The 16,528-nt window shown below is 69.0% G+C and carries 18 protein-coding genes; 12 read left to right on the top strand and 6 right to left on the bottom strand.

Going from position 1 to position 16,528, the window contains the following annotated elements; genetic code table 11:
• Positions 1–102: 102 nt before the first annotated feature.
• Positions 103–846: a 3-deoxy-manno-octulosonate cytidylyltransferase gene (kdsB, locus tag K8625_RS18545; protein WP_223783436.1), complete on the top strand. Its 744-nt coding sequence runs from the start codon at positions 103–105 to the stop codon at positions 844–846.
• On the opposite strand, the gene K8625_RS18550 is transcribed toward kdsB, so the two are convergent.
• Positions 847–1,695, bottom strand: coding sequence for an aldo/keto reductase (locus K8625_RS18550; RefSeq protein WP_223783437.1), 849 nt, complete (start codon positions 1,693–1,695; stop codon positions 847–849).
• Positions 1,696–1,789: 94 nt separating this feature from the next.
• Here K8625_RS18550 and K8625_RS18555 point away from each other — a divergent pair, with 94 nt between their 5' ends.
• From K8625_RS18555 to K8625_RS18580, 6 genes are all read left to right on the top strand, one after another.
• A complete protein-coding gene (locus tag K8625_RS18555) occupies positions 1,790–3,556 on the top strand; it encodes an ABC transporter transmembrane domain-containing protein (RefSeq protein WP_223783438.1) in 1,767 nt (588 codons plus the stop codon).
• A gap of 316 nt (positions 3,557–3,872) precedes the next feature.
• Positions 3,873–4,106 (top strand): hypothetical protein, encoded by a 234-nt coding sequence (locus K8625_RS18560; RefSeq protein ID WP_141328710.1) that lies wholly within the window; start codon positions 3,873–3,875, stop codon positions 4,104–4,106.
• A gap of 84 nt (positions 4,107–4,190) precedes the next feature.
• Positions 4,191–5,825 (top strand): CTP synthase, encoded by a 1,635-nt coding sequence (locus K8625_RS18565; protein ID WP_223746168.1) that lies wholly within the window; start codon positions 4,191–4,193, stop codon positions 5,823–5,825.
• The gene (kdsA, locus tag K8625_RS18570) at positions 5,822–6,661 is read left to right on the top strand and encodes a 3-deoxy-8-phosphooctulonate synthase (RefSeq protein ID WP_223746167.1); all 840 of its coding nucleotides are present in this window, start codon (positions 5,822–5,824) and stop codon (positions 6,659–6,661) included. The genes K8625_RS18565 and kdsA overlap by 4 nt, the downstream gene beginning before the upstream one ends.
• A 29-nt stretch (positions 6,662–6,690) precedes the next feature.
• Positions 6,691–7,272, top strand: coding sequence for an HAD family hydrolase (locus K8625_RS18575; RefSeq protein ID WP_223783613.1), 582 nt, complete (start codon positions 6,691–6,693; stop codon positions 7,270–7,272).
• Between the two features lie 35 nt (positions 7,273–7,307).
• Complete coding sequence (locus K8625_RS18580) at positions 7,308–7,928, top strand: response regulator (RefSeq protein WP_046711239.1); 621 nt, start codon at positions 7,308–7,310, stop codon at positions 7,926–7,928.
• Positions 7,929–8,062: 134 nt separating this feature from the next.
• On the opposite strand, the gene K8625_RS18585 is transcribed toward K8625_RS18580, so the two are convergent.
• Positions 8,063–8,512: an Hsp20/alpha crystallin family protein gene (locus K8625_RS18585; RefSeq protein WP_223783439.1), complete on the bottom strand. Its 450-nt coding sequence runs from the start codon at positions 8,510–8,512 to the stop codon at positions 8,063–8,065.
• Positions 8,513–8,771: 259 nt separating this feature from the next.
• Complete coding sequence (locus K8625_RS18590) at positions 8,772–8,966, bottom strand: CPXCG motif-containing cysteine-rich protein (protein WP_141328702.1); 195 nt, start codon at positions 8,964–8,966, stop codon at positions 8,772–8,774.
• Between the two features lie 81 nt (positions 8,967–9,047).
• On the opposite strand from K8625_RS18590, the gene K8625_RS18595 reads away from it, so the two are divergent.
• Positions 9,048–9,911 (top strand): general secretion pathway protein GspE, encoded by an 864-nt coding sequence (locus K8625_RS18595; protein ID WP_223783440.1) that lies wholly within the window; start codon positions 9,048–9,050, stop codon positions 9,909–9,911.
• A 3-nt stretch (positions 9,912–9,914) separates the two neighbouring features.
• Here the strand turns inward: K8625_RS18595 and serB are convergent, their stop codons facing one another.
• The 3 genes from serB to K8625_RS18610 all read right to left on the bottom strand — a co-directional run bounded on the left by serB (position 9,915) and on the right by K8625_RS18610 (position 13,673).
• Positions 9,915–11,105, bottom strand: coding sequence for a phosphoserine phosphatase SerB (serB, locus tag K8625_RS18600; protein WP_223783441.1), 1,191 nt, complete (start codon positions 11,103–11,105; stop codon positions 9,915–9,917).
• A gap of 167 nt (positions 11,106–11,272) precedes the next feature.
• Positions 11,273–12,856 carry a serine/threonine-protein kinase gene (locus tag K8625_RS18605; protein WP_223746163.1) on the bottom strand — a complete coding sequence of 528 codons (1,584 nt, stop codon included), beginning with the start codon at positions 12,854–12,856 and terminating at the stop codon, positions 11,273–11,275.
• Between the two features lie 67 nt (positions 12,857–12,923).
• Positions 12,924–13,673, bottom strand: coding sequence for a TIGR02266 family protein (locus tag K8625_RS18610; RefSeq protein WP_046711233.1), 750 nt, complete (start codon positions 13,671–13,673; stop codon positions 12,924–12,926).
• A gap of 105 nt (positions 13,674–13,778) precedes the next feature.
• Here K8625_RS18610 and nuoE point away from each other — a divergent pair, with 105 nt between their 5' ends.
• The 4 genes from nuoE (at position 13,779) to nuoK (ending at position 16,527) form a co-directional block, all read left to right on the top strand.
• Complete coding sequence (gene nuoE, locus K8625_RS18615) at positions 13,779–14,267, top strand: NAD(P)H-dependent oxidoreductase subunit E (RefSeq protein ID WP_141324621.1); 489 nt, start codon at positions 13,779–13,781, stop codon at positions 14,265–14,267.
• Positions 14,268–14,302: 35 nt separating this feature from the next.
• Positions 14,303–15,643 (top strand): NADH-quinone oxidoreductase subunit NuoF, encoded by a 1,341-nt coding sequence (nuoF, locus tag K8625_RS18620; RefSeq protein ID WP_223783442.1) that lies wholly within the window; start codon positions 14,303–14,305, stop codon positions 15,641–15,643.
• Positions 15,640–16,149, top strand: a complete 510-nt coding sequence (locus tag K8625_RS18625; protein WP_223746161.1) for an NADH-quinone oxidoreductase subunit J — start codon at positions 15,640–15,642, stop codon at positions 16,147–16,149. Before nuoF ends, K8625_RS18625 begins: the two co-directional genes overlap by 4 nt.
• Before the next feature lie 75 nt (positions 16,150–16,224).
• The gene (nuoK, locus tag K8625_RS18630) at positions 16,225–16,527 is read left to right on the top strand and encodes an NADH-quinone oxidoreductase subunit NuoK (protein WP_046711231.1); all 303 of its coding nucleotides are present in this window, start codon (positions 16,225–16,227) and stop codon (positions 16,525–16,527) included.
• Position 16,528: the final 1 nt, after the last annotated feature.

The following is a 16,528-nucleotide window of genomic DNA, read 5'->3' on the forward strand; positions in this document are numbered from 1 at the left end:
GCCAGCCAAGCTAGGCACGCCGGGTCGGATGCCTAGTGCCTGCGGGGCGCCCACCCATCGGGGGGCCAGCGTCCGTTCTGAATCTGATAGACGGAGTGTGCCATGCCCTCCTCGCGCACCATCGCCGTCATCCCCGCCCGTCACGCCAGCACCCGCTATCCGGGCAAGCCGCTCGCCCTCATCGCCGGCCGTCCCATGGTGGAGCATGTCTGGCGCCGCTGTCAGGAAGCAGGCGTCTTCCACGAGGTCTGGGTCGCCACCGACGACGAGCGCATCCGCGCCACCGTCGAGTCCTTCGGCGGCCGCGCGGTGATGACCAGCCCCGCCTGCGCCACCGGCACGGACCGCGTGGCCGAGGTCGCCCGCGCCCGTCCGGATGTCGACGTGTGGGTGAACGTGCAGGGCGACGAGCCCCTGGTCGACCCGGCCGCGCTCGAGGCCCTCGCCGGACTCTTCGACGACACCGCCGTGCGCATGGGCACCCTCGTGCGTCCCCTGGAGGCCGACGAGGCGGAGAGCCCGCACGTGGTGAAGGCCGTGCTCGCGCTCAACGGCGACGCGCTCTACTTCAGCCGCAGCCTGGTCCCCCACGCCCGGGAGACGGGCACCCCCGTCCCCCGCTGGGGCCACATCGGCCTGTACGGCTACCGCCGCGACGTGCTGCTGCGCCTCGCCGAGCTGGCCCCCACGCCGCTCGAGGAGACGGAGAAGCTGGAGCAGCTGCGCGCGCTGGAGCACGGCATCGCCATCCGCTGCGCCCGCGTCTCCTGGCGCACGGTGGCCGTGGACATCCCCGCCGACGTCGCGAAGGTCGAGGCCGTCATGCGCGAAAAGGGCCTGCTGTAGTCAGAGCATCGGCAGCTCGTCGCTGTAGGCCCCCAGCGGGAACGCGGCGTCCAGGCGCGCCAGCTCCTCCCGCGACAGCCTCAGCGACGCGGCCGCGGCGTTGTCGCGCAGGTGCGCCACGCGGCTCGCCTTCGGGATGGCGAACAGCGAGGGCCTGCGCACCAGGAACTGGAGCGCCACCTGCCGGGGCGTGACGCCATGCGCGCGGGCCACCGCCTCCAGCACGCGCCCGCCCGGACTGTCGGGACGAGGGAAGCGCCCGTTACCGAACGGGCTGTAGCCCACCACCGCGATGCCACGCGCCTCGCACCAGGGCAGCACCGCGTGTTCGATGGCGCGCTCCTCCAGGTGGTACAGCACCTGGTTGCACGCGACGCGCTCCGGCTTCGCGAGCTCGACGAGTTCCTCCAGCTCCGCCACACCGAAGTTGCTCACACCCCACGAGCGAATCTTCCCGTCCGCCACCAGCTTCTCGAAGGCGCGCACCGTCTCCTCCAGCGGATGCGAACCGGGCCAGTGCAGCAGGTAGCAATCCAACACGTCGGTGCGCAGCCGCTTCAGGCTCCGCTCACACGCGGCCAGGGTGCCCGCGTACGTCGCGTTGGACGGCATCACCTTCGACACCAGGAAGACCTCCTGACGCCGGCCGGCGACGGCCTCGGAGACGATGGACTCCTCCACGCGGCCATGGCCGTACAGCTCCGCGGTGTCCACATGCGTGAGCCCCAGGTCCAACCCCGCGCGCAGCGAGCGGATGGCCTCGTCGCGGTCATCCTCCTCCATCTGCCATGTCCCCTGCCCGAGGACGGGAACCTGCCTGCCGGTACCGCCGAAGACGCGCTGCTCCATGGCCTACCTCCGTGTCCGGAAGGATGAGCACCTCCCACCCGCTCCGACAGCCGGGAGCCGTGCGAAGCGGGAAACTCCGCGCTAGTCTCCGCCGGTGTCCGCCCGCCCGTCACCCGCCAAGCCCCGGCTCCCCTCGCGCGTGACGCTGGGTCGCCTGCTCACCCTCGCCCGGCCCGAGGTCCCCACGCTCGTCGTGGGCACCCTCTTCCTGCTCCTCAGCAGCGCCGCCACGCTCGTCTTCCCCCGCGCCATCGGTGATTTGGTGGACGAGGCGCTCGGCGCGCGCAGCCGCGACAAGCTGGACACCATCGCGCTGGTGATGTTCGCCGTCTTCGTCGTGCAGTCGGTGGCCATGGCGCTGCGCGCCTACCTCTTCAGCACCGCCGGCGAGCGCGTGGTGACGCGGCTGCGCAAGCGCCTGTTCCAGAGCCTGCTGTCCCAGGAGGTGGCCTTCTTCGACGAGCGCCGCACCGGGGAGCTCACCAGCCGGCTCGCCTCGGACACGAGCGTCCTGCAGAACACCGTCACCACCAACGTCTCCATGACGCTGCGCTACACCTTCCAGGCCCTGGGCGGCGTGGCGCTGCTGTTCTTCACCTCGCCCCGGCTGACGCTGGTGATGCTCGCGCTCATCCCCGCGGTGGCCATCGGCGCGGTGGTGTACGGCCGGCGCGTGAGAGTGCTGTCGCGCCAGGTGCAGGACGCGCTCGCCGCCTCCAGCGAGGTCGCCGAGGAGGACCTGTCCGGCATCCGCACCGTGCGCTCGTTCGCCGCGGAGGCCCACGAGGTGGAGCGCTACGGCGCCGCGGTGGACCGCGCGCTGGCGCTGGCCAAGGACCGCGCGCGCCAGTCCGCGCTCTTCATGGGCATCGCCTCGCTGGCCATGTACGGCTCCACCGCGGCCATGCTCTGGTACGGCGGCCGCATGGTGGTGGACGGCGAGCTCACCGTCGGCGCGCTCACCTCGTTCCTCATCTACACCTCGCTCGTGGCGCTCTCGCTGAGCGCGGTGGCGGAGGTGTGGGCGGACTTCATGCGCGCCAGCGGCGCCGCCGAGCGCGTCTTCGAGCTGGTGGACCGCGTGCCCGCCATCCCCGCCGGAGGCCACCAACTCCCGTCGGTGAAGGGCCACGTGGAGTTCCGCGGCGTGCGCTTCTCCTACCCCACGCGCGCGGACGTACCCGTGCTCCAGGGGCTGGACCTGGAGCTCAAGCCCGGCGAGGTCGTCGCGGTGGTGGGCCCCTCGGGCGGAGGCAAGTCCACGCTCGCCTCGCTCATGTCGCGCTTCTACGACCCGCAGGGCGGCGCGGTGGTGCTGGACGGACATCCGCTCACCACGCTCGAGCCCGAGTGGCTGCGCCGCAACGTCGGCATGGTGGCCCAGGAGCCCCAGCTGTTCTCCTGCTCCATCGCGGACAACATCCGCTACGCCAGGCCCGACGCCACCGACGCCCAGGTCGAACACGCCGCGCGCGCCGCCAACGCCCACGACTTCATCCAGCGCTTCCCGGAGGGCTACAACACCCAGGTGGGCGAGCGCGGCGTGCAGCTGTCCGGCGGCCAGAAGCAGCGGGTCGCCATCGCCCGCGCGGTGCTCAAGGACCCCCGCCTGCTCATCCTCGACGAGGCGACCAGCGCGCTCGACGCGGAGAGCGAGCACCTGGTGAAGGACGCGCTGGAGCGCCTGATGAAGGGCCGCACCACGCTCGTCATCGCCCACCGCCTGTCCACCGTGGCCAACGTGGACCGCGTGCTCGTGCTGGAGTCGGGCCGCATCGTCCAGAGCGGCACCCACGCCAGCCTCATGGGCCAGGACGGCCTCTACCGCCGCCTGGTCGAGCGCCAGTTCGTCGCGGCCTGAACGGCCGCCTACCCTCCGCGTCCTTCGCTCATCGCATCGGAAAGTGGCGCGAAATCAGGGGGGCGATTAGTTGTTCCGGCCTCAAGAAAGGAGGTGATGCCTTGACCGACAGCAAGAGTCAGGCGTCCACCTCCGCTTCGGTGGCCTGAAACGGCTTTCCGTCGCGGTGGAAGACGCTAAAGGTTTCAGGGGCCCGTCTCCGCACATGCGGGGGCGGGTCTTTTACTTTCCGGTCGGGAATGGAAGTCCCGACAACCTGTTCCGACGCGCCGGGGGGAGTGGCCGACCCTTGACGTACCCATCCGGGAGATTCGCCGTGTCCATCACCCCGTGCCCCAGCCCTCTACCCACCGCCCTGCGTGACGAGGAGTCCGTCCAGGCGCAGCGCAACCTGTACTGTCCCAACTACGACGCCTGCCTGCACATGGTGGTCAAGCGTGGCTGGGAGGGCTGGAGCTGCCGCAACTGCGACTTGCGTGACTTCCGCGTCGGACAACCCGACGTCCGGGAGTTCGCCGTGTCCCGCCCTGGTGCTTGGGACGGCAACTGAGGCGGCGTCAGCAGGCGGACCGGTCGACCCCCCGTCCGGCGCAGAATAATTGACGCATCCCTGCCCTACTTGGCAGAACGGGATATGCGCTCCAAGAAGACCAAGTTCATTTTCGTGACGGGCGGAGTGGTCAGCTCCCTCGGCAAGGGCCTCGCCTCGGCCTCCATCGGCGCCCTGCTGGAGAACCGTGGCCTCGCCGTCACGTTGCTCAAGCTGGACCCGTACATCAACGTGGACCCGGGCACGATGAGCCCGTTCCAGCACGGCGAGGTCTTCGTCACCGAGGACGGTGGCGAGACGGACATGGACCTGGGCCACTACGAGCGCTTCACCAACGCGCGGATGAGCCGGCTCAACAACTTCACGTCGGGCCGCATCTACCACGCGGTCATCATGAAGGAGCGCCGCGGCGAGTACCTGGGCAAGACGGTGCAGGTGATTCCGCACATCACGGATGAAATCAAGGCGAGCATCCGTCAGGCGGCCCAGGACGCGGACGTGGTCATCGTGGAGGTGGGCGGCACGGTGGGCGACATCGAGTCCCTGCCCTTCCTCGAGGCCATCCGCCAGATGCGCTACGACGTGGGCAGCCAGAACGCCGTCTACGTGCACCTGACGCTCCTGCCGTACATCGGCGCGGCCGGCGAGGTGAAGACCAAGCCCACGCAGCACTCGGTGATGAAGCTGCGCGAAATCGGCATCCAGCCCGACTTCCTGGTGTGCCGCACGGACCGAGAGGTGTCGCGCGAGCTGAAGGACAAGATTGCGATGTTCTGCAACGTGGACACCGGCAACGTGTTCACGTCCCCGGACGTGCGCAGCATCTACGAGCTGCCGCTGGAGCTGCACCGGCAGGGCCTGGATGACCGGCTCGCGGAGGTGCTCAACATCTGGAGCCGCGCGCCGCACCTGGAGCGCTGGGAGAACATCATCCGCAAGGTGTACGAGCCCGCGCGAGGCCAGGTGCAGGTGGCCATCGTCGGCAAGTACGTGAACCTGACGGAGAGCTACAAGAGCCTCAACGAGGCCCTGCTCCACGGCGGCATCGCCAACGACGTGAAGGTCAACCTGCACTTCGTGGACAGCCAGGACGTGGAGGCGCAGGGGCCCGAGAAGCTGCTCGCCGGCGTGGACGCCATCCTGGTCCCCGGCGGCTTCGGCGTGCGGGGCACCGAGGGGAAGATCGCCGCCGTGCGCTACGCGCGGGAGAAGAAGATTCCGTTCTTCGGCATCTGCCTGGGCCTGCAGATGGCGGTGGTGGAGTTCAGCCGGAGCGTGCTGGGGCTCACCAACGCGAACAGCCTGGAGTTCAACGAGCACACGCCGCACCCGGTGGTGACGCTCATGGAGAGCCAGGTGTCGGTGCAGGACAAGGGAGGCACCATGCGCCTGGGCAGCTACGCCTGCGCGCTCAAGCCCTCCACCCGCGCCCACCAGCTCTACGGCCAGGACCTCATCCAGGAGCGCCACCGGCACCGCTACGAGGTGAACAACGCCTACCGCGGCCGGTTGCAGGAGGCGGGCCTGGTCATCTCCGGTCATAATCCGGAGCTGAACCTAGTGGAGATGATTGAACTGTCGGACCACCCCTACTTCGTCGGCTGCCAGTTCCACCCCGAGTTCAAGAGCAAGCCCTTCGCCCCCCACCCTCTCTTCTCCGGCTTCATCAAGGCCGCGCTCGACCAGCGCGACGCCTCCGCCGGCCAGGTGCGCGCATGAGCGCCAGCAGCCTTCCGATTACCCTCTGTGGCCACAAGGTTGGCCCGGGACAGAAACTCTTCGTCATCGCCGGCCCGGACAGCATCGAGTCCGAGGAGATGGCGCTGAAACATGCTCACTTGCTCAAGGGCATCACCAGCCGGCTGGGCGTGCCCTATGCCTTCAAGTGCTCGTATGACAAGGCCAACCGGACAAGCGGGAAGTCCTTCCGAGGTCCTGGCCTCCGGGAAGGGCTGCGCATTCTAGCGCGTATCAGGGATGAAGTGGGCGTCCCGGTCCTCACGGACGTCCATGAAACCAGCCACGTAGGTCCTGCCTCGGAAGTTGTGGATATCATCCAGATACCGGCGTTCCTGTGCCGGCAGACGGACCTGGTCGAGGCGGTGGCTCGCTCGGGAAAGGGCGTGAACTTGAAGAAGGGACAGTTCGTGGCCCCCAAGGACATCGTCCACTCGGCGCGCAAGGCGTTCGAGACGGGCAACCCCAACGTGCTCGTCACCGAGCGGGGCTCGACCTTCGGCTACAACAACCTGGTGGTGGACATGCGGGGCCTGGCGCAGATGCGCGAGGCGGGCCTGGCCGTGTGCTTCGACGCCACGCACTCCGTGCAGCAGCCCAGCTCCGGGGACGGCGTCACGGGAGGCGACCGCAAATTCGTCTCACTGCTCGCCCGCGCTGCCGCGGCCGCCGGGATTGATGCATTGTTCACGGAAGTCCATGAGGACCCTGACCGTGCCCTGTGTGACGGTCCGTGCTCCCTCAATCCACAGATGTTCGAGGACGTGGTACGAAATGTGCTGGATATCCGCCGGGTGTTGGGACACGAGCCCGGCTGATGAACACGACGAGGGGAGCCGAGCAGACGATGCAGACGGACGCACCTTCCAAGCCTGGAAAGGAAGAGCTGACGTCCCGCGCGGCGCGCGTGCGGCTCTTGGTCTTCGACGTGGACGGGGTGCTCACCGACGGCGGCCTGTATTACGGCGACGGCGGGGAGCTGATGAAGCGCTTCGACGTGAAGGATGGCCACGCCCTGGTCATGGCCCGGCTGTCGGGCCTGCCCGCCGCCATCCTCACCGCTCGCACCTCAGGCATCGTGGAGGCACGCGGGCGGGAGCTCGGGCTGGCGGCTGTGTTTCAAGGCCGCCGGGACAAGGGTGCCGCACTGGACGAGCTCCTCCAGCAGCTGGGCGTCCCCCATGAGGCCTGTGCCTACATGGGGGATGACCACAATGACCTGGCCCCGCTGTCGAGGGTGGGCTTGTCCGCGTGTCCCGCGGATGCAGTTCCCGAGGTGCGTCAGGAGGTCCACTTCGTGGCTCAGAACCCGGGAGGCCGTGGGGCCGCCCGGGAGCTCGTGGAGCTCTGCCTCAAGGCCAGTGCCCGGTGGGACGGGGCCGTGGGTCTGATGAGGGGGACTGATGGACGCAGTGCGCAGAGAGGTTGAAGGAAACCCCGTATTCAAGGTAGGTGGTTGATTCCATGGGCAGCGGAATGATGCAGCAAGAGGGGAGTACGGCGATGACGGACCAGCTCTACACGACGCACGACATCAGTCGTTTGCTTCAGGTGGATCCGTCCACGGTGAGCAAGTGGATTGACCGGGGCATCCTGATGGCCTTCAGGACGCCGGGCGGTCACCGCCGGGTGCGCTCGGCGGACCTGCGCACCTTCCTCATCGCGCACCAGATGCCGGTTCCGGAGGAGCTGGGCAGCGGCACGGTGCGGCTGTTGGTGGTGGATGACGAGCGGGCGGTGCTGGACGCCGTCAAGCGCGCGTTCAAGCCGTTCTCCGCGCAGGTGGAGCTCCAGACGACGACGAGCGGCGTGGAGGCCCTGCTGCTGGTGTCCGAGCAGAAGCCGCACGGGATGATCATCGACCTGAACATGCCGGACATCGACGGCCTCGAGGTCTGCCGTCGCATCCGCGCGCGCAAGCAGATGGAGGGTGTGCGGCTCATCACGATGACGTCCATGCACACCGCCGACGTCGTGGAGCAGTCCAAGCAGGCGGGCGCGCTCGCGTGCCTGGCCAAGCCGCTCGATGTGCAGCAGGTGCTGGAGCTGTTCCGCGTGCCCATCTCGCTCGGCGCCAAGCGCTGAGGTCGGGAGGGCTTCCGCCGCCCCCTCGCGGAAGCCCTCGACAGGGGTGAAGAAGGAGGAAGCCGCGCCGTTCTTCCCCGGACAGCGGCCTCCCAGCAGGGGTGTGCGCGCGATTCGACGCCTCGCGCGAAGCATCAGCCCTGGACCTTGACCTCGATGACCCGAGGCTTGGACTCCTCGCGTCGAGGCAAGGTGAGCGTCAGCACGCCCTGCTCGTAGCGCGCCTCCACCTTGGTGGCGTCCACCGTCTCCGGCAGGGAGAACGAGCGCGTGAAGCCGCCCTGTGCGCGCTCCTGGCGGCGCATGGTCACGCCCTCGGCGACGGGCTGCGCCTTGCGCTCGGCCTTCACGGTGAGCACGTCGCGCTCCACCGTCACCTGGATGTCCTTGGCGTCCACGCCCGGCATGTCGAGGTGCAGGGTGACGCCCGCCTCGGACTCGAGGATGTCGGCGGCGGGCACGCGCTCGCGGACCGCGGACGGACGGAAGAAGCCCGGCTGGGCGAACTCACGGAAGAGCGCGTCGAAGTCGCGCATCAGGGGGTTCACCACCACGGCGGAGTTGAACGGGTTGCGATTCTGCATGGTCTTCTCCTGTGCGTGACACTCCTCGGAGGGAGTGCACGGTGTGTGAATCACAGACGTTGTCGTTGTCGGCGGTCTCGCCTCGGGGGCCCCATCGGGGCTCCACTCCAGCGCCGCCTCACAAGACTCAAGAGAACCATGCTCCGGGACGTGTCAAGCAACGCCCCCGGGCCCTCGCGGCCCCCTCCCGCCATGCCCGCCCGCCTGCTCTGCGGACCGCCGGGCGAGGGCCTTCCGGGACGGGCGGACATGGGAGACTTCAGTCGTCGTCGCGGGCCAGGGCTACGGCGTAGGCCTCCTCGTCGCGGGACACGTGCACGGTCCACGGGCGGCAGCAGACGGGACAGTCCTCGATGTAGCGCTCCGCGCTGGCGCCGATGGGGTCCACGTCGACCTCCACCTCCTCGCCACAGTAGGGGCACTGCTGGATGGCGGCTTCCGCGAAGGGCTGCATGATGGTGCCTCCTCGCCCTCGTAGCGGGCGAAAGCGTCGCGGACTGAGCGTCCGCGCCGTCAGACGGTAGACTCCCGAGCCATGGCTTCTCCTTCCCGCAATCGCATCGGCGAAATCCTCGTCAAGGCCCGCGTCATCGACGAGCTCCAGCTCCGCAGCGCCATGGCCACCCTGGACCAGTGGGGCGGGCGGCTGTCGCGCGTCGTCGCCGACCTGGGGCTGGCCACCGAGGACACGATTACGGAGGCCATCTGCCAGGGCCTGGGGATGCAGCGCGTGCAGTTGGGCAACATCAGCCGGGACGCGGGGGCGCTCTCGCGCGTGGACATGACGCTCGCCGAGCAGAAGGCCGTCTTCCCCGTCTCGCTCAAGGACAACGGCAAGACGCTGGTGCTGGCCATGGCGGACCCCACGGACCTGGCCACGCTGGACCAGGTGGCGGCCCGCAGCCGCGCCCGGGTGGTCCCCATGGTGGCGGGCGAGCGTGAAATCGAGCACGCCATCCTGCGGCACTACCGAGGCCAGGAGCCGGTGGTCAGCACGCGCTTCTCTCCCTCGCGCAACCAGTCCTCGGACACGCAGGCCACCGTCGACGAGCAGGACGACGAGTTCAAGGTCGTCGACATGAGCGGCAAGACGGTGGTGAAGCGCATCGCCGACATCGTCCCGCCCGAGTCACCCGCGGCGGCGCCAGCCCCCCGCGCTCCGGAGCGGCCCGCACCGCCCGCGGCGGCCCAGGGGTCGAGCGCGGCGGACATCCTCGACGAAATCCTGGCCGGTGGCCCGTCCACCTCCCCCGAGTGGACGGACGAGGACCTGCAGCGGCTGCAGACGCTCCAGCAGAACCAGGAGAAGAGCTCCAAGATTCTGCGCGCCCTGCTGGAGCTGCTCCTGGAGAAGGGCAAGCTGCAGCAGCGCGAGCTCGCCGCCAGGATGCGCCTGTAGCGCTCAGCCCGCCTCCTGGAGCTCCCGCCCGGTGAGCCCCAGGAGGTAGAGGATGGTGTCCAGCCCGCCGGCGGAGATGGACGTGTCGGCGGCCTCGCGCAGCCGGGGCTTGGCGCGGAACGCGATGCCCAGCCCCGCGCGCTCCAGCATCAGCAAGTCATTGGCGCCGTCGCCCACCGCGATGACCTGCTCGAGCAGGATGCCCTCCTGGGCCGCGAGCTGCTCGAGCAGCTCCGCCTTGCGGCGCGCGTTGACGATGGCCCCCACGGTGCGGCCCGTGAGCCTGCCGCCCTCCTCCTCCAGCACGTTGGAGTAGGCATGGTCGATGCCGAGCCGCCCCTTGAGCGCCTCCGCCGCCACGGAGAAGCCGCCGCTGATGACCGCGGTGCGGTAGCCCAGGCGCTTGAGCACGCGCACCAGCGTCTCGGCGCCCTCCGTGAGGGGCAGGTTGGCCGCGAGCCGGTGCAGCACGTCCACGTCCAGCCCCTTCAGCAGCGCCACGCGCTGGCGCAGCGACTCGTCGTAGTCCATCTCCCCCTGCATGGCGCGCTCGGTGATGCGCGAGACCTGCTCGCCCACGCCGTGCGCGCGCGCCAGCTCGTCGATGACCTCGATGCGGATGAGCGTGGAGTCCATGTCCATCACCACCATCCGCTTGCCGCGCCGGAACAGGCTCTCCTTCTGCAGCGCCACGTCGAAGGTGTTGTCGCACATGGACAGCGCCAGCAGCGAGCGCTTGAGCACCTGGGGCTCCAGCGCGGGCGGCAGGGTGACGTGCAGCTCCATGGAGCCCAGGTGCGGCTCGGACAGCCGGACGATGCGCTCCACGTTGGCGCCCGCCTGGGCTAGGTGCGAGGTGAGCGAGTGCAGCTGCCCCGCCCCCAGCGCGCGCCCCACCGCGGTGACGACGTAGCGCGCGGGCATGGGAGCCCCGGGGTCCGGCGTCTCCACCGCCTGGAAGTCCAGCGCCACGCCCAGCTCCCGCGCGGCGAAGAGCAGCGCCCGGGGAATGCCCACCGACTCGGGCAGCCGCACCAGGAGGCACAGCGTCAGCCGGCCCTGCACCACCACCTGCTCCACGTCGAGCAGCTCGGCGCCCGCGTCCGCGAGCAGGCCGGTGAGGCGGGCGGTGATGCCGGGGTGGTCCTTGCCCGTCACGGTGACGAGCACACAGCCTGGAGCAGTGGAGGTCATGGCGCGCGGCACAATGCCATGACCCCGCCTGGACGGGGCGGACGCCGCGAGGCCCCCACGTCGTGCCTGCCTGCTACCGCGGTGGCGGAGGGCCAGGGCACGGCCTCTCCACGCCACCGTCCACACGGGGGACGAGCCTCACGAGGAGGCCCGCGCCCTGGAGCGCGTCACTGCTGGGGCGACTCGGAGGACAGGATGAGGTCGCCGCGGACGAGGAACTCCTTGTCCGGGAAGGCCTTGTAGAAGTCCTCGAGCATGGCGTCGACGTCCGGGTAGCGCTGCTCGCGCTTGTCCTGGGTGGCCTTGTCGAAGAGCTGGTCCAGGCCGCTGGGCGCCTCGGGGTTCACCTCCGAGGGGAGCGGCGAGCGGCGGCCCGGAATCTGCCCGGTGAGCATCTCGTAGAGCAGGATGCCCAGCCCGTACACGTCCGCGGAGGGGCCCGGGTCCTTGGCGCCGCGGTTCATCAGCTCCGGGGCCATGTACGCCATGCCGCCGGTGCCCACGAAGACCTGGGGCATGCCCTTGGTGGCGTCCACCTCCACCACGCGGCCCAGGCCGAAGTCGGACAGCTTGGCGTTGCCGTAGGCGTCGAAGAGGACGTTCTCCGGCTTGAGGTTGTGGTGCGTCAGCCCCGTGGCGTGGGCCGCGCGCAGGCCGTAGGCCATCTGGAGGAACGTGCGCAGCGCGAAGGGCACCGGCACCCCGCTGCCACCGCCCGCGTCCAGCCGCTCCTTCAGGCTGCCGTTCATCAGCTCCAGGACGAAGTAGGGGCGGCTGGCCTCCACGTTCTGGTCCACCACCTGGACGATGCCGGGGTGGCGCACCTGGGCCTGGGCGCACAGCTCCTTCTTCAGCCGCTTGAGCACCTCACCGCGCTGCAGGAAGGAGAAGTACCCGAAGATGTCCTTGAGCTCCTTCAGGCAGATGTCCAGCCCCAGCGCCGTGAAGCGGCCCTTGAAGACGGTGCCCAGCGGGCCCGTGCCGATGGGGTCGAACTTCTGGTAGCGCAAGTCCAGCTCCGTGCCCTTCGGGGCGACGGGCGCGGCGGCGACGGGAGAAGTGGCGGCGGGAGGGGGCATGGAAGGGGCGGCGGACGACGACGGGGGAGCGAGGGGCAGCGGCGCGGTGGGAGCCAGACCGATGGACGTCTCCCGGCGAGGCTCGGGCGTCGCGGGGGTGATGAGCGCCACGGGCACAGGCGGCGTGAAGGGCGCCGGGACGGGCACGGGTACCTGCGACGTGTTGGGCGGCGGCGTCAGGTCCAGCGCGGGCATGGCCGAGCGCGCGGCGCGCATCGGCGGCATGGGCGGCGGCGACGGGGGCGGCGCAATCTGCGTGGCCGCGGTGGGCACCACCTCCGCCTCGTCCAGGAGCAGCTCCGGCGGGGGCGGCGGCAACACCAGCGACTCCTCGGTGCCCTGGGCCACGGGGGGCTCGTCCTCGGCCGAGGCAATCTGGTCGGCGAAGAACTCGCCCACCTCCACGGAGAACTTGTCCGACAGCTCCCCGCCCGCCACGCGCTCGCCCTGCTCGGTGAGCTTGAGCTGGGCCTCGCGGTCCATGGCGATGTAGTGGAACTTGCGCAGGAAGAAGAAGTAGTTGTCGAAATCGAGCGAGACGGACGGCTCCAGCGCGGCCTTCACATCGGCCAGCTTGTTGGAGCGTCCGAGTTGGCCGTTCTCCCTCAGGTTTCGGAGGATGAACAGCGCCTCGCCACTGACGGCGTCGCGGTTGATGGCGGCCTTCGGCATGGGTGGGCGACTCTACGACGTCCACCCGCCACCGCTCAACGTGGGACTGGCGGAACCCGGGGGGTTCTCAGCGGATGCGAAGCAGCTGCTTCACCGTCTCCAGGACCTCGACGAACTTCACCGGCTTGCGCAGGTAGATGTCCACGCCCAGCTGCAGCGCGCGGTCCTGGGCCTCCTTGCCGCCGGCGGAGATGGCGATGACGGGGATGGCCCGCAGGGCCTCCTCCTCCCGGATGCGCTCCACGAGCGCGAAGCCGTCCATCACCGGCATGTAGAGGTCCGTCATCACCAGGCTGAAGCGGCCCTCGCGCAGCATGCCCAGCGCGTGGTGCCCGTCCGGCGCGAAGTGGACCTCCAGGGGCACCTTCCCGTGCAGCTCACCGGACGCCAGCTTCTTCAGCACGTAGCTGTACATCTCGATGATGTGCGGGTTGTCCTCGACGATGAGCACACGGTACCCCTCGTGCTCGGCGTGGGGCGCGTGGCTGTTGGGTCCTGCCGCACTCAAGATGTCACCCAGTCTGCGCCTGTCCTCCGCGCGCTCGACGCGGACCCCGACTCCTCCGGGCTGATCGACGCCCGCGGGCCTCATCCAGGCCACGATGCCGGTGACTTCTACCGGATCCAGCAGTCCCGGGAAAGAAAGTGCGAGCCGCACCTCGTCCCCCAGGGTGAAGACCTGGTCGGTCTGCACGAAGAGCCCCGAATGGGACAGGTTCTCCGTGACGTCACGCGCCTGGCGTCCGTCGGCGTACTCCACCTTCAGCACGGCCGGGACCCGGGGGTGCTGACGCTTGTTCTCTGGGCCCGGGGTCATAACAAGGGGTTGAAATCGCTCGGCAATTTGCTGATGGCGGCCCAGTGTACCGTCGAGGGTTTATGTTGACAACGCGGCCTTTGGAGCAATACGTAGCCCCCCGCCATGGCGGAGCCCCTGTTCACTCCTGAAGAGCAGAAGAAGTTCGACGCGGGTATCGCGGAGATCATCTCCCACTACCCCTCTGATCGCAAAAGCGCGGGCATGCTCCCGGCGCTGCGCCTGCTCCAGGAGATCAAGGGCTGGCTGCCGCCCGAGGGCCTGCGCCTGGTCGCCAAGCACCTGGAGGTCACGCCGGAGCGCGCCTACGAGGTCGCCAGCTTCTACGTGATGTACCACCTGAAGAAGCCGGGCAAGTACGTCATCGACGTCTGCACGAACCTGTCCTGCTCGCTCTGGGGCGCGGAGAAGATGCTCGCCTACCTGGAGGAGAAGCTTGGCCTCAAGGCAGGTGAAGCCAACGAGAAGTTCACCTTGCGCGAGACCGAGTGCCTGGCCTCCTGCGGCACGGCGCCGTGCCTGCAGATCAACGAGGATCACCACGAGAGCCTCACCCGCGCGAAGCTGGACGCCATCCTGGCCAAGCTGAGCTGAAGCGCCACCCTTTCACCCAGGCAGGACGTCATCACATGGCCTCTACGGCAAAGGGCATCGACCCGATCATCTCCGCGGCCTGGGGCAAGCCCCAGTCCTGGACGTTGGACAGCTACAAGAAGCGCGGTGGCTACGAGGGTCTGAAGAAGGCGCTGGAGATGCAGCCGGCCGCCATCATCGACGAGGTGAAGAAGTCCAACCTCCGCGGTCGCGGCGGCGCCGGCTTCCCCACGGGCCTGAAGTGGAGCTTCGTCCCCAAGGACAGCCCCAAGCCCAAGTACCTCGCGGTCAACGGCGACGAGTCCGAGCCGGGCACCTTCAAGGACCGCTACATCCTCGAGGACGACCCGCACATGATGCTGGAGGGCATCGCCATCGCGTCCTACGCGCTGGGCGTGCACACCTGCTACGTGTACCTGCGCGGCGAGTTCAAGTTCCCCGCGGAGCGCTGCCAGGCCGCCATCGACGAGGCGTACAAGGCGGGCATCTTCGGCAAGAAGCTGATGGGCAAGGACTTCGAGCTCAACTGCTACCTGGTCCGCGGCGCCGGCGCCTACATCTGCGGCGAGGAGACGGCCCTGCTGGAGAGCCTGGAGGGCAAGAAGGGCTGGCCGCGCCTGAAGCCCCCCTTCCCCGCCGTCGTCGGCCTGTTCGGCAGCCCCACGGTGGTGAACAACGTGGAGACGCTCGCCAGCGTGCCCCACGTCTTCACGGGCGGCTCGGACTGGTACGCGAAGCTGGGCACGGACAAGTCGGGCGGCACGCGCCTGGTCTGCCTGTCCGGCACGGTGAACCGCCCGGGCGTCTACGAGGTGTCGATGTTCACGACCCTCGCGGAGCTCATCTACGACGACAAGTACGGCCGCGGCATGCCGGCGGGTCGCAAGGTGAAGGCCGTGATTCCGGGCGGGTCCTCGGCGCCGGTGCTGGGCGCGGACGAGCTGGACGTGGCCATGGAGTTCGAGGCCCTCAAGGTCAAACAGACCATGGCGGGCTCCGGCGGCGTCATCGTCATGGACGACGCCACCTGCATGGTGCGCAGCCTGTGGCGCGTGGCCCGCTTCTACGCGGAGGAGTCCTGCGGCCAGTGCACGCCGTGCCGCGAGGGCACGCCGTGGCAGACGCGGCTTCTGCGCAAGATTGAAGAGGGCCGCGGCGACCCGGGCGACGTGGAGATGCTCTCCAACGTGGCGTCCTCCATCGCCCCCTACCCGCCCATCGGCCTGGGCAACACCATCTGCGCGCTGGGTGACGCGGCGGCGCTGCCCACGCACTCGTTCCTGATGCGGTTCAAGGACGAGTTCGAGGCCCACATCCGCGAGAAGCGCTGCCCGTTCGGCGACAAGCCCTGGGGTTCGTTCGGAGACTGGTCTTGAACATCGAGCTCATCCTCTTCGGGGCGTTCGCGCTCCTGACGCTGCTGTCGGCCGGGATGGTCATCTTCGCGCGGAGTCCCATCAACTCCGCCATGGCCCTGGTCTCCACGTTCTTCTTCCTGGCCGGGCTGTACGTCCTGCTCTGGGCGCACACGGTGGCGGTGCTCCAGGTGCTCGTCTACGCGGGCGCCATCATGGTGCTCTTCCTGTTCGTCATCATGCTGCTGAACCTGAGCGAGTCGCCCTCGCGTGGAAAGCCCACGCTGGCGAGGCTCGTGGGTGGCGTGGCGACGGTGGGCCTCCTGGCGGTGCTGGGCATCGCGCTCAGCAAGCTGCCCTCCGGGCCGCCCCCGTCCATGGGCGTGGAGGCGCAGGCGACCTTCGGCACCATGGCGACGCTGGGTCAGGTCATCTTCACCCAGTGGCTGCTTCCCTTCGAGGCGGTGAGCCTGCTGCTGCTGGTGGCCATCGTGGGCGCGGTCGTCGTGGCCAAGTCGCGAATCTGATCGCAGCCGACTCCCTCAAACTTTCTGTGCTAGATGGCGGCGCAGGTCGTCCGCCCGCGAGGCCCCGAACCGGCCATGGTCCCCATCTCCTACTACCTCCTGCTTGCCGCCGCCCTGTTCTGCATGGGCATGTTCGGCGTGCTGGTGCGCCGCAACGCACTGGTCGTCTTCATGTGCGTGGAGCTGATGCTCAACGCGGCGAACCTGACGTTCCTGGCCTTCGCCCGCATGCACGGCGACAGCATCGGGCACGTCTCCGCCTTCTTCGTCATCGCGGTGGCCGCGGCGGAAGCGGCCATCGGACTGGCCATCGTCATCGCCGTCTTCCGGAGCCGAGGCAGCATCCTGGTGGAAGACATCCGGACCATGAAGCACTGAC

Origin of the sequence: Myxococcus sp. AS-1-15, from assembly GCF_020037055.1 — a bacterium.
Classification (GTDB): Bacteria; Myxococcota; Myxococcia; order Myxococcales; family Myxococcaceae; genus Myxococcus; species Myxococcus fulvus.

Coding starts and splice junctions, on each gene's coding strand:
- kdsB (WP_223783436.1), top strand. CDS start 103: ATGCCCTCCTCGCGCACCATCGCCGTCATCCCCGCCCGTCACGCCAGC.
- K8625_RS18550 (WP_223783437.1), bottom strand. CDS start 1,695: ATGGAGCAGCGCGTCTTCGGCGGTACCGGCAGGCAGGTTCCCGTCCTC.
- K8625_RS18565 (WP_223746168.1), top strand. CDS start 4,191: ATGCGCTCCAAGAAGACCAAGTTCATTTTCGTGACGGGCGGAGTGGTC.
- kdsA (WP_223746167.1), top strand. CDS start 5,822: ATGAGCGCCAGCAGCCTTCCGATTACCCTCTGTGGCCACAAGGTTGGC.
- K8625_RS18575 (WP_223783613.1), top strand. CDS start 6,691: ATGCAGACGGACGCACCTTCCAAGCCTGGAAAGGAAGAGCTGACGTCC.
- K8625_RS18580 (WP_046711239.1), top strand. CDS start 7,308: ATGGGCAGCGGAATGATGCAGCAAGAGGGGAGTACGGCGATGACGGAC.
- K8625_RS18585 (WP_223783439.1), bottom strand. CDS start 8,512: ATGCAGAATCGCAACCCGTTCAACTCCGCCGTGGTGGTGAACCCCCTG.
- K8625_RS18590 (WP_141328702.1), bottom strand. CDS start 8,966: ATGCAGCCCTTCGCGGAAGCCGCCATCCAGCAGTGCCCCTACTGTGGC.
- K8625_RS18595 (WP_223783440.1), top strand. CDS start 9,048: ATGGCTTCTCCTTCCCGCAATCGCATCGGCGAAATCCTCGTCAAGGCC.
- serB (WP_223783441.1), bottom strand. CDS start 11,105: ATGACCTCCACTGCTCCAGGCTGTGTGCTCGTCACCGTGACGGGCAAG.
- K8625_RS18605 (WP_223746163.1), bottom strand. CDS start 12,856: ATGCCGAAGGCCGCCATCAACCGCGACGCCGTCAGTGGCGAGGCGCTG.
- K8625_RS18610 (WP_046711233.1), bottom strand. CDS start 13,673: ATGACCCCGGGCCCAGAGAACAAGCGTCAGCACCCCCGGGTCCCGGCC.
- nuoE (WP_141324621.1), top strand. CDS start 13,779: ATGGCGGAGCCCCTGTTCACTCCTGAAGAGCAGAAGAAGTTCGACGCG.
- nuoF (WP_223783442.1), top strand. CDS start 14,303: ATGGCCTCTACGGCAAAGGGCATCGACCCGATCATCTCCGCGGCCTGG.
- nuoK (WP_046711231.1), top strand. CDS start 16,225: ATGGTCCCCATCTCCTACTACCTCCTGCTTGCCGCCGCCCTGTTCTGC.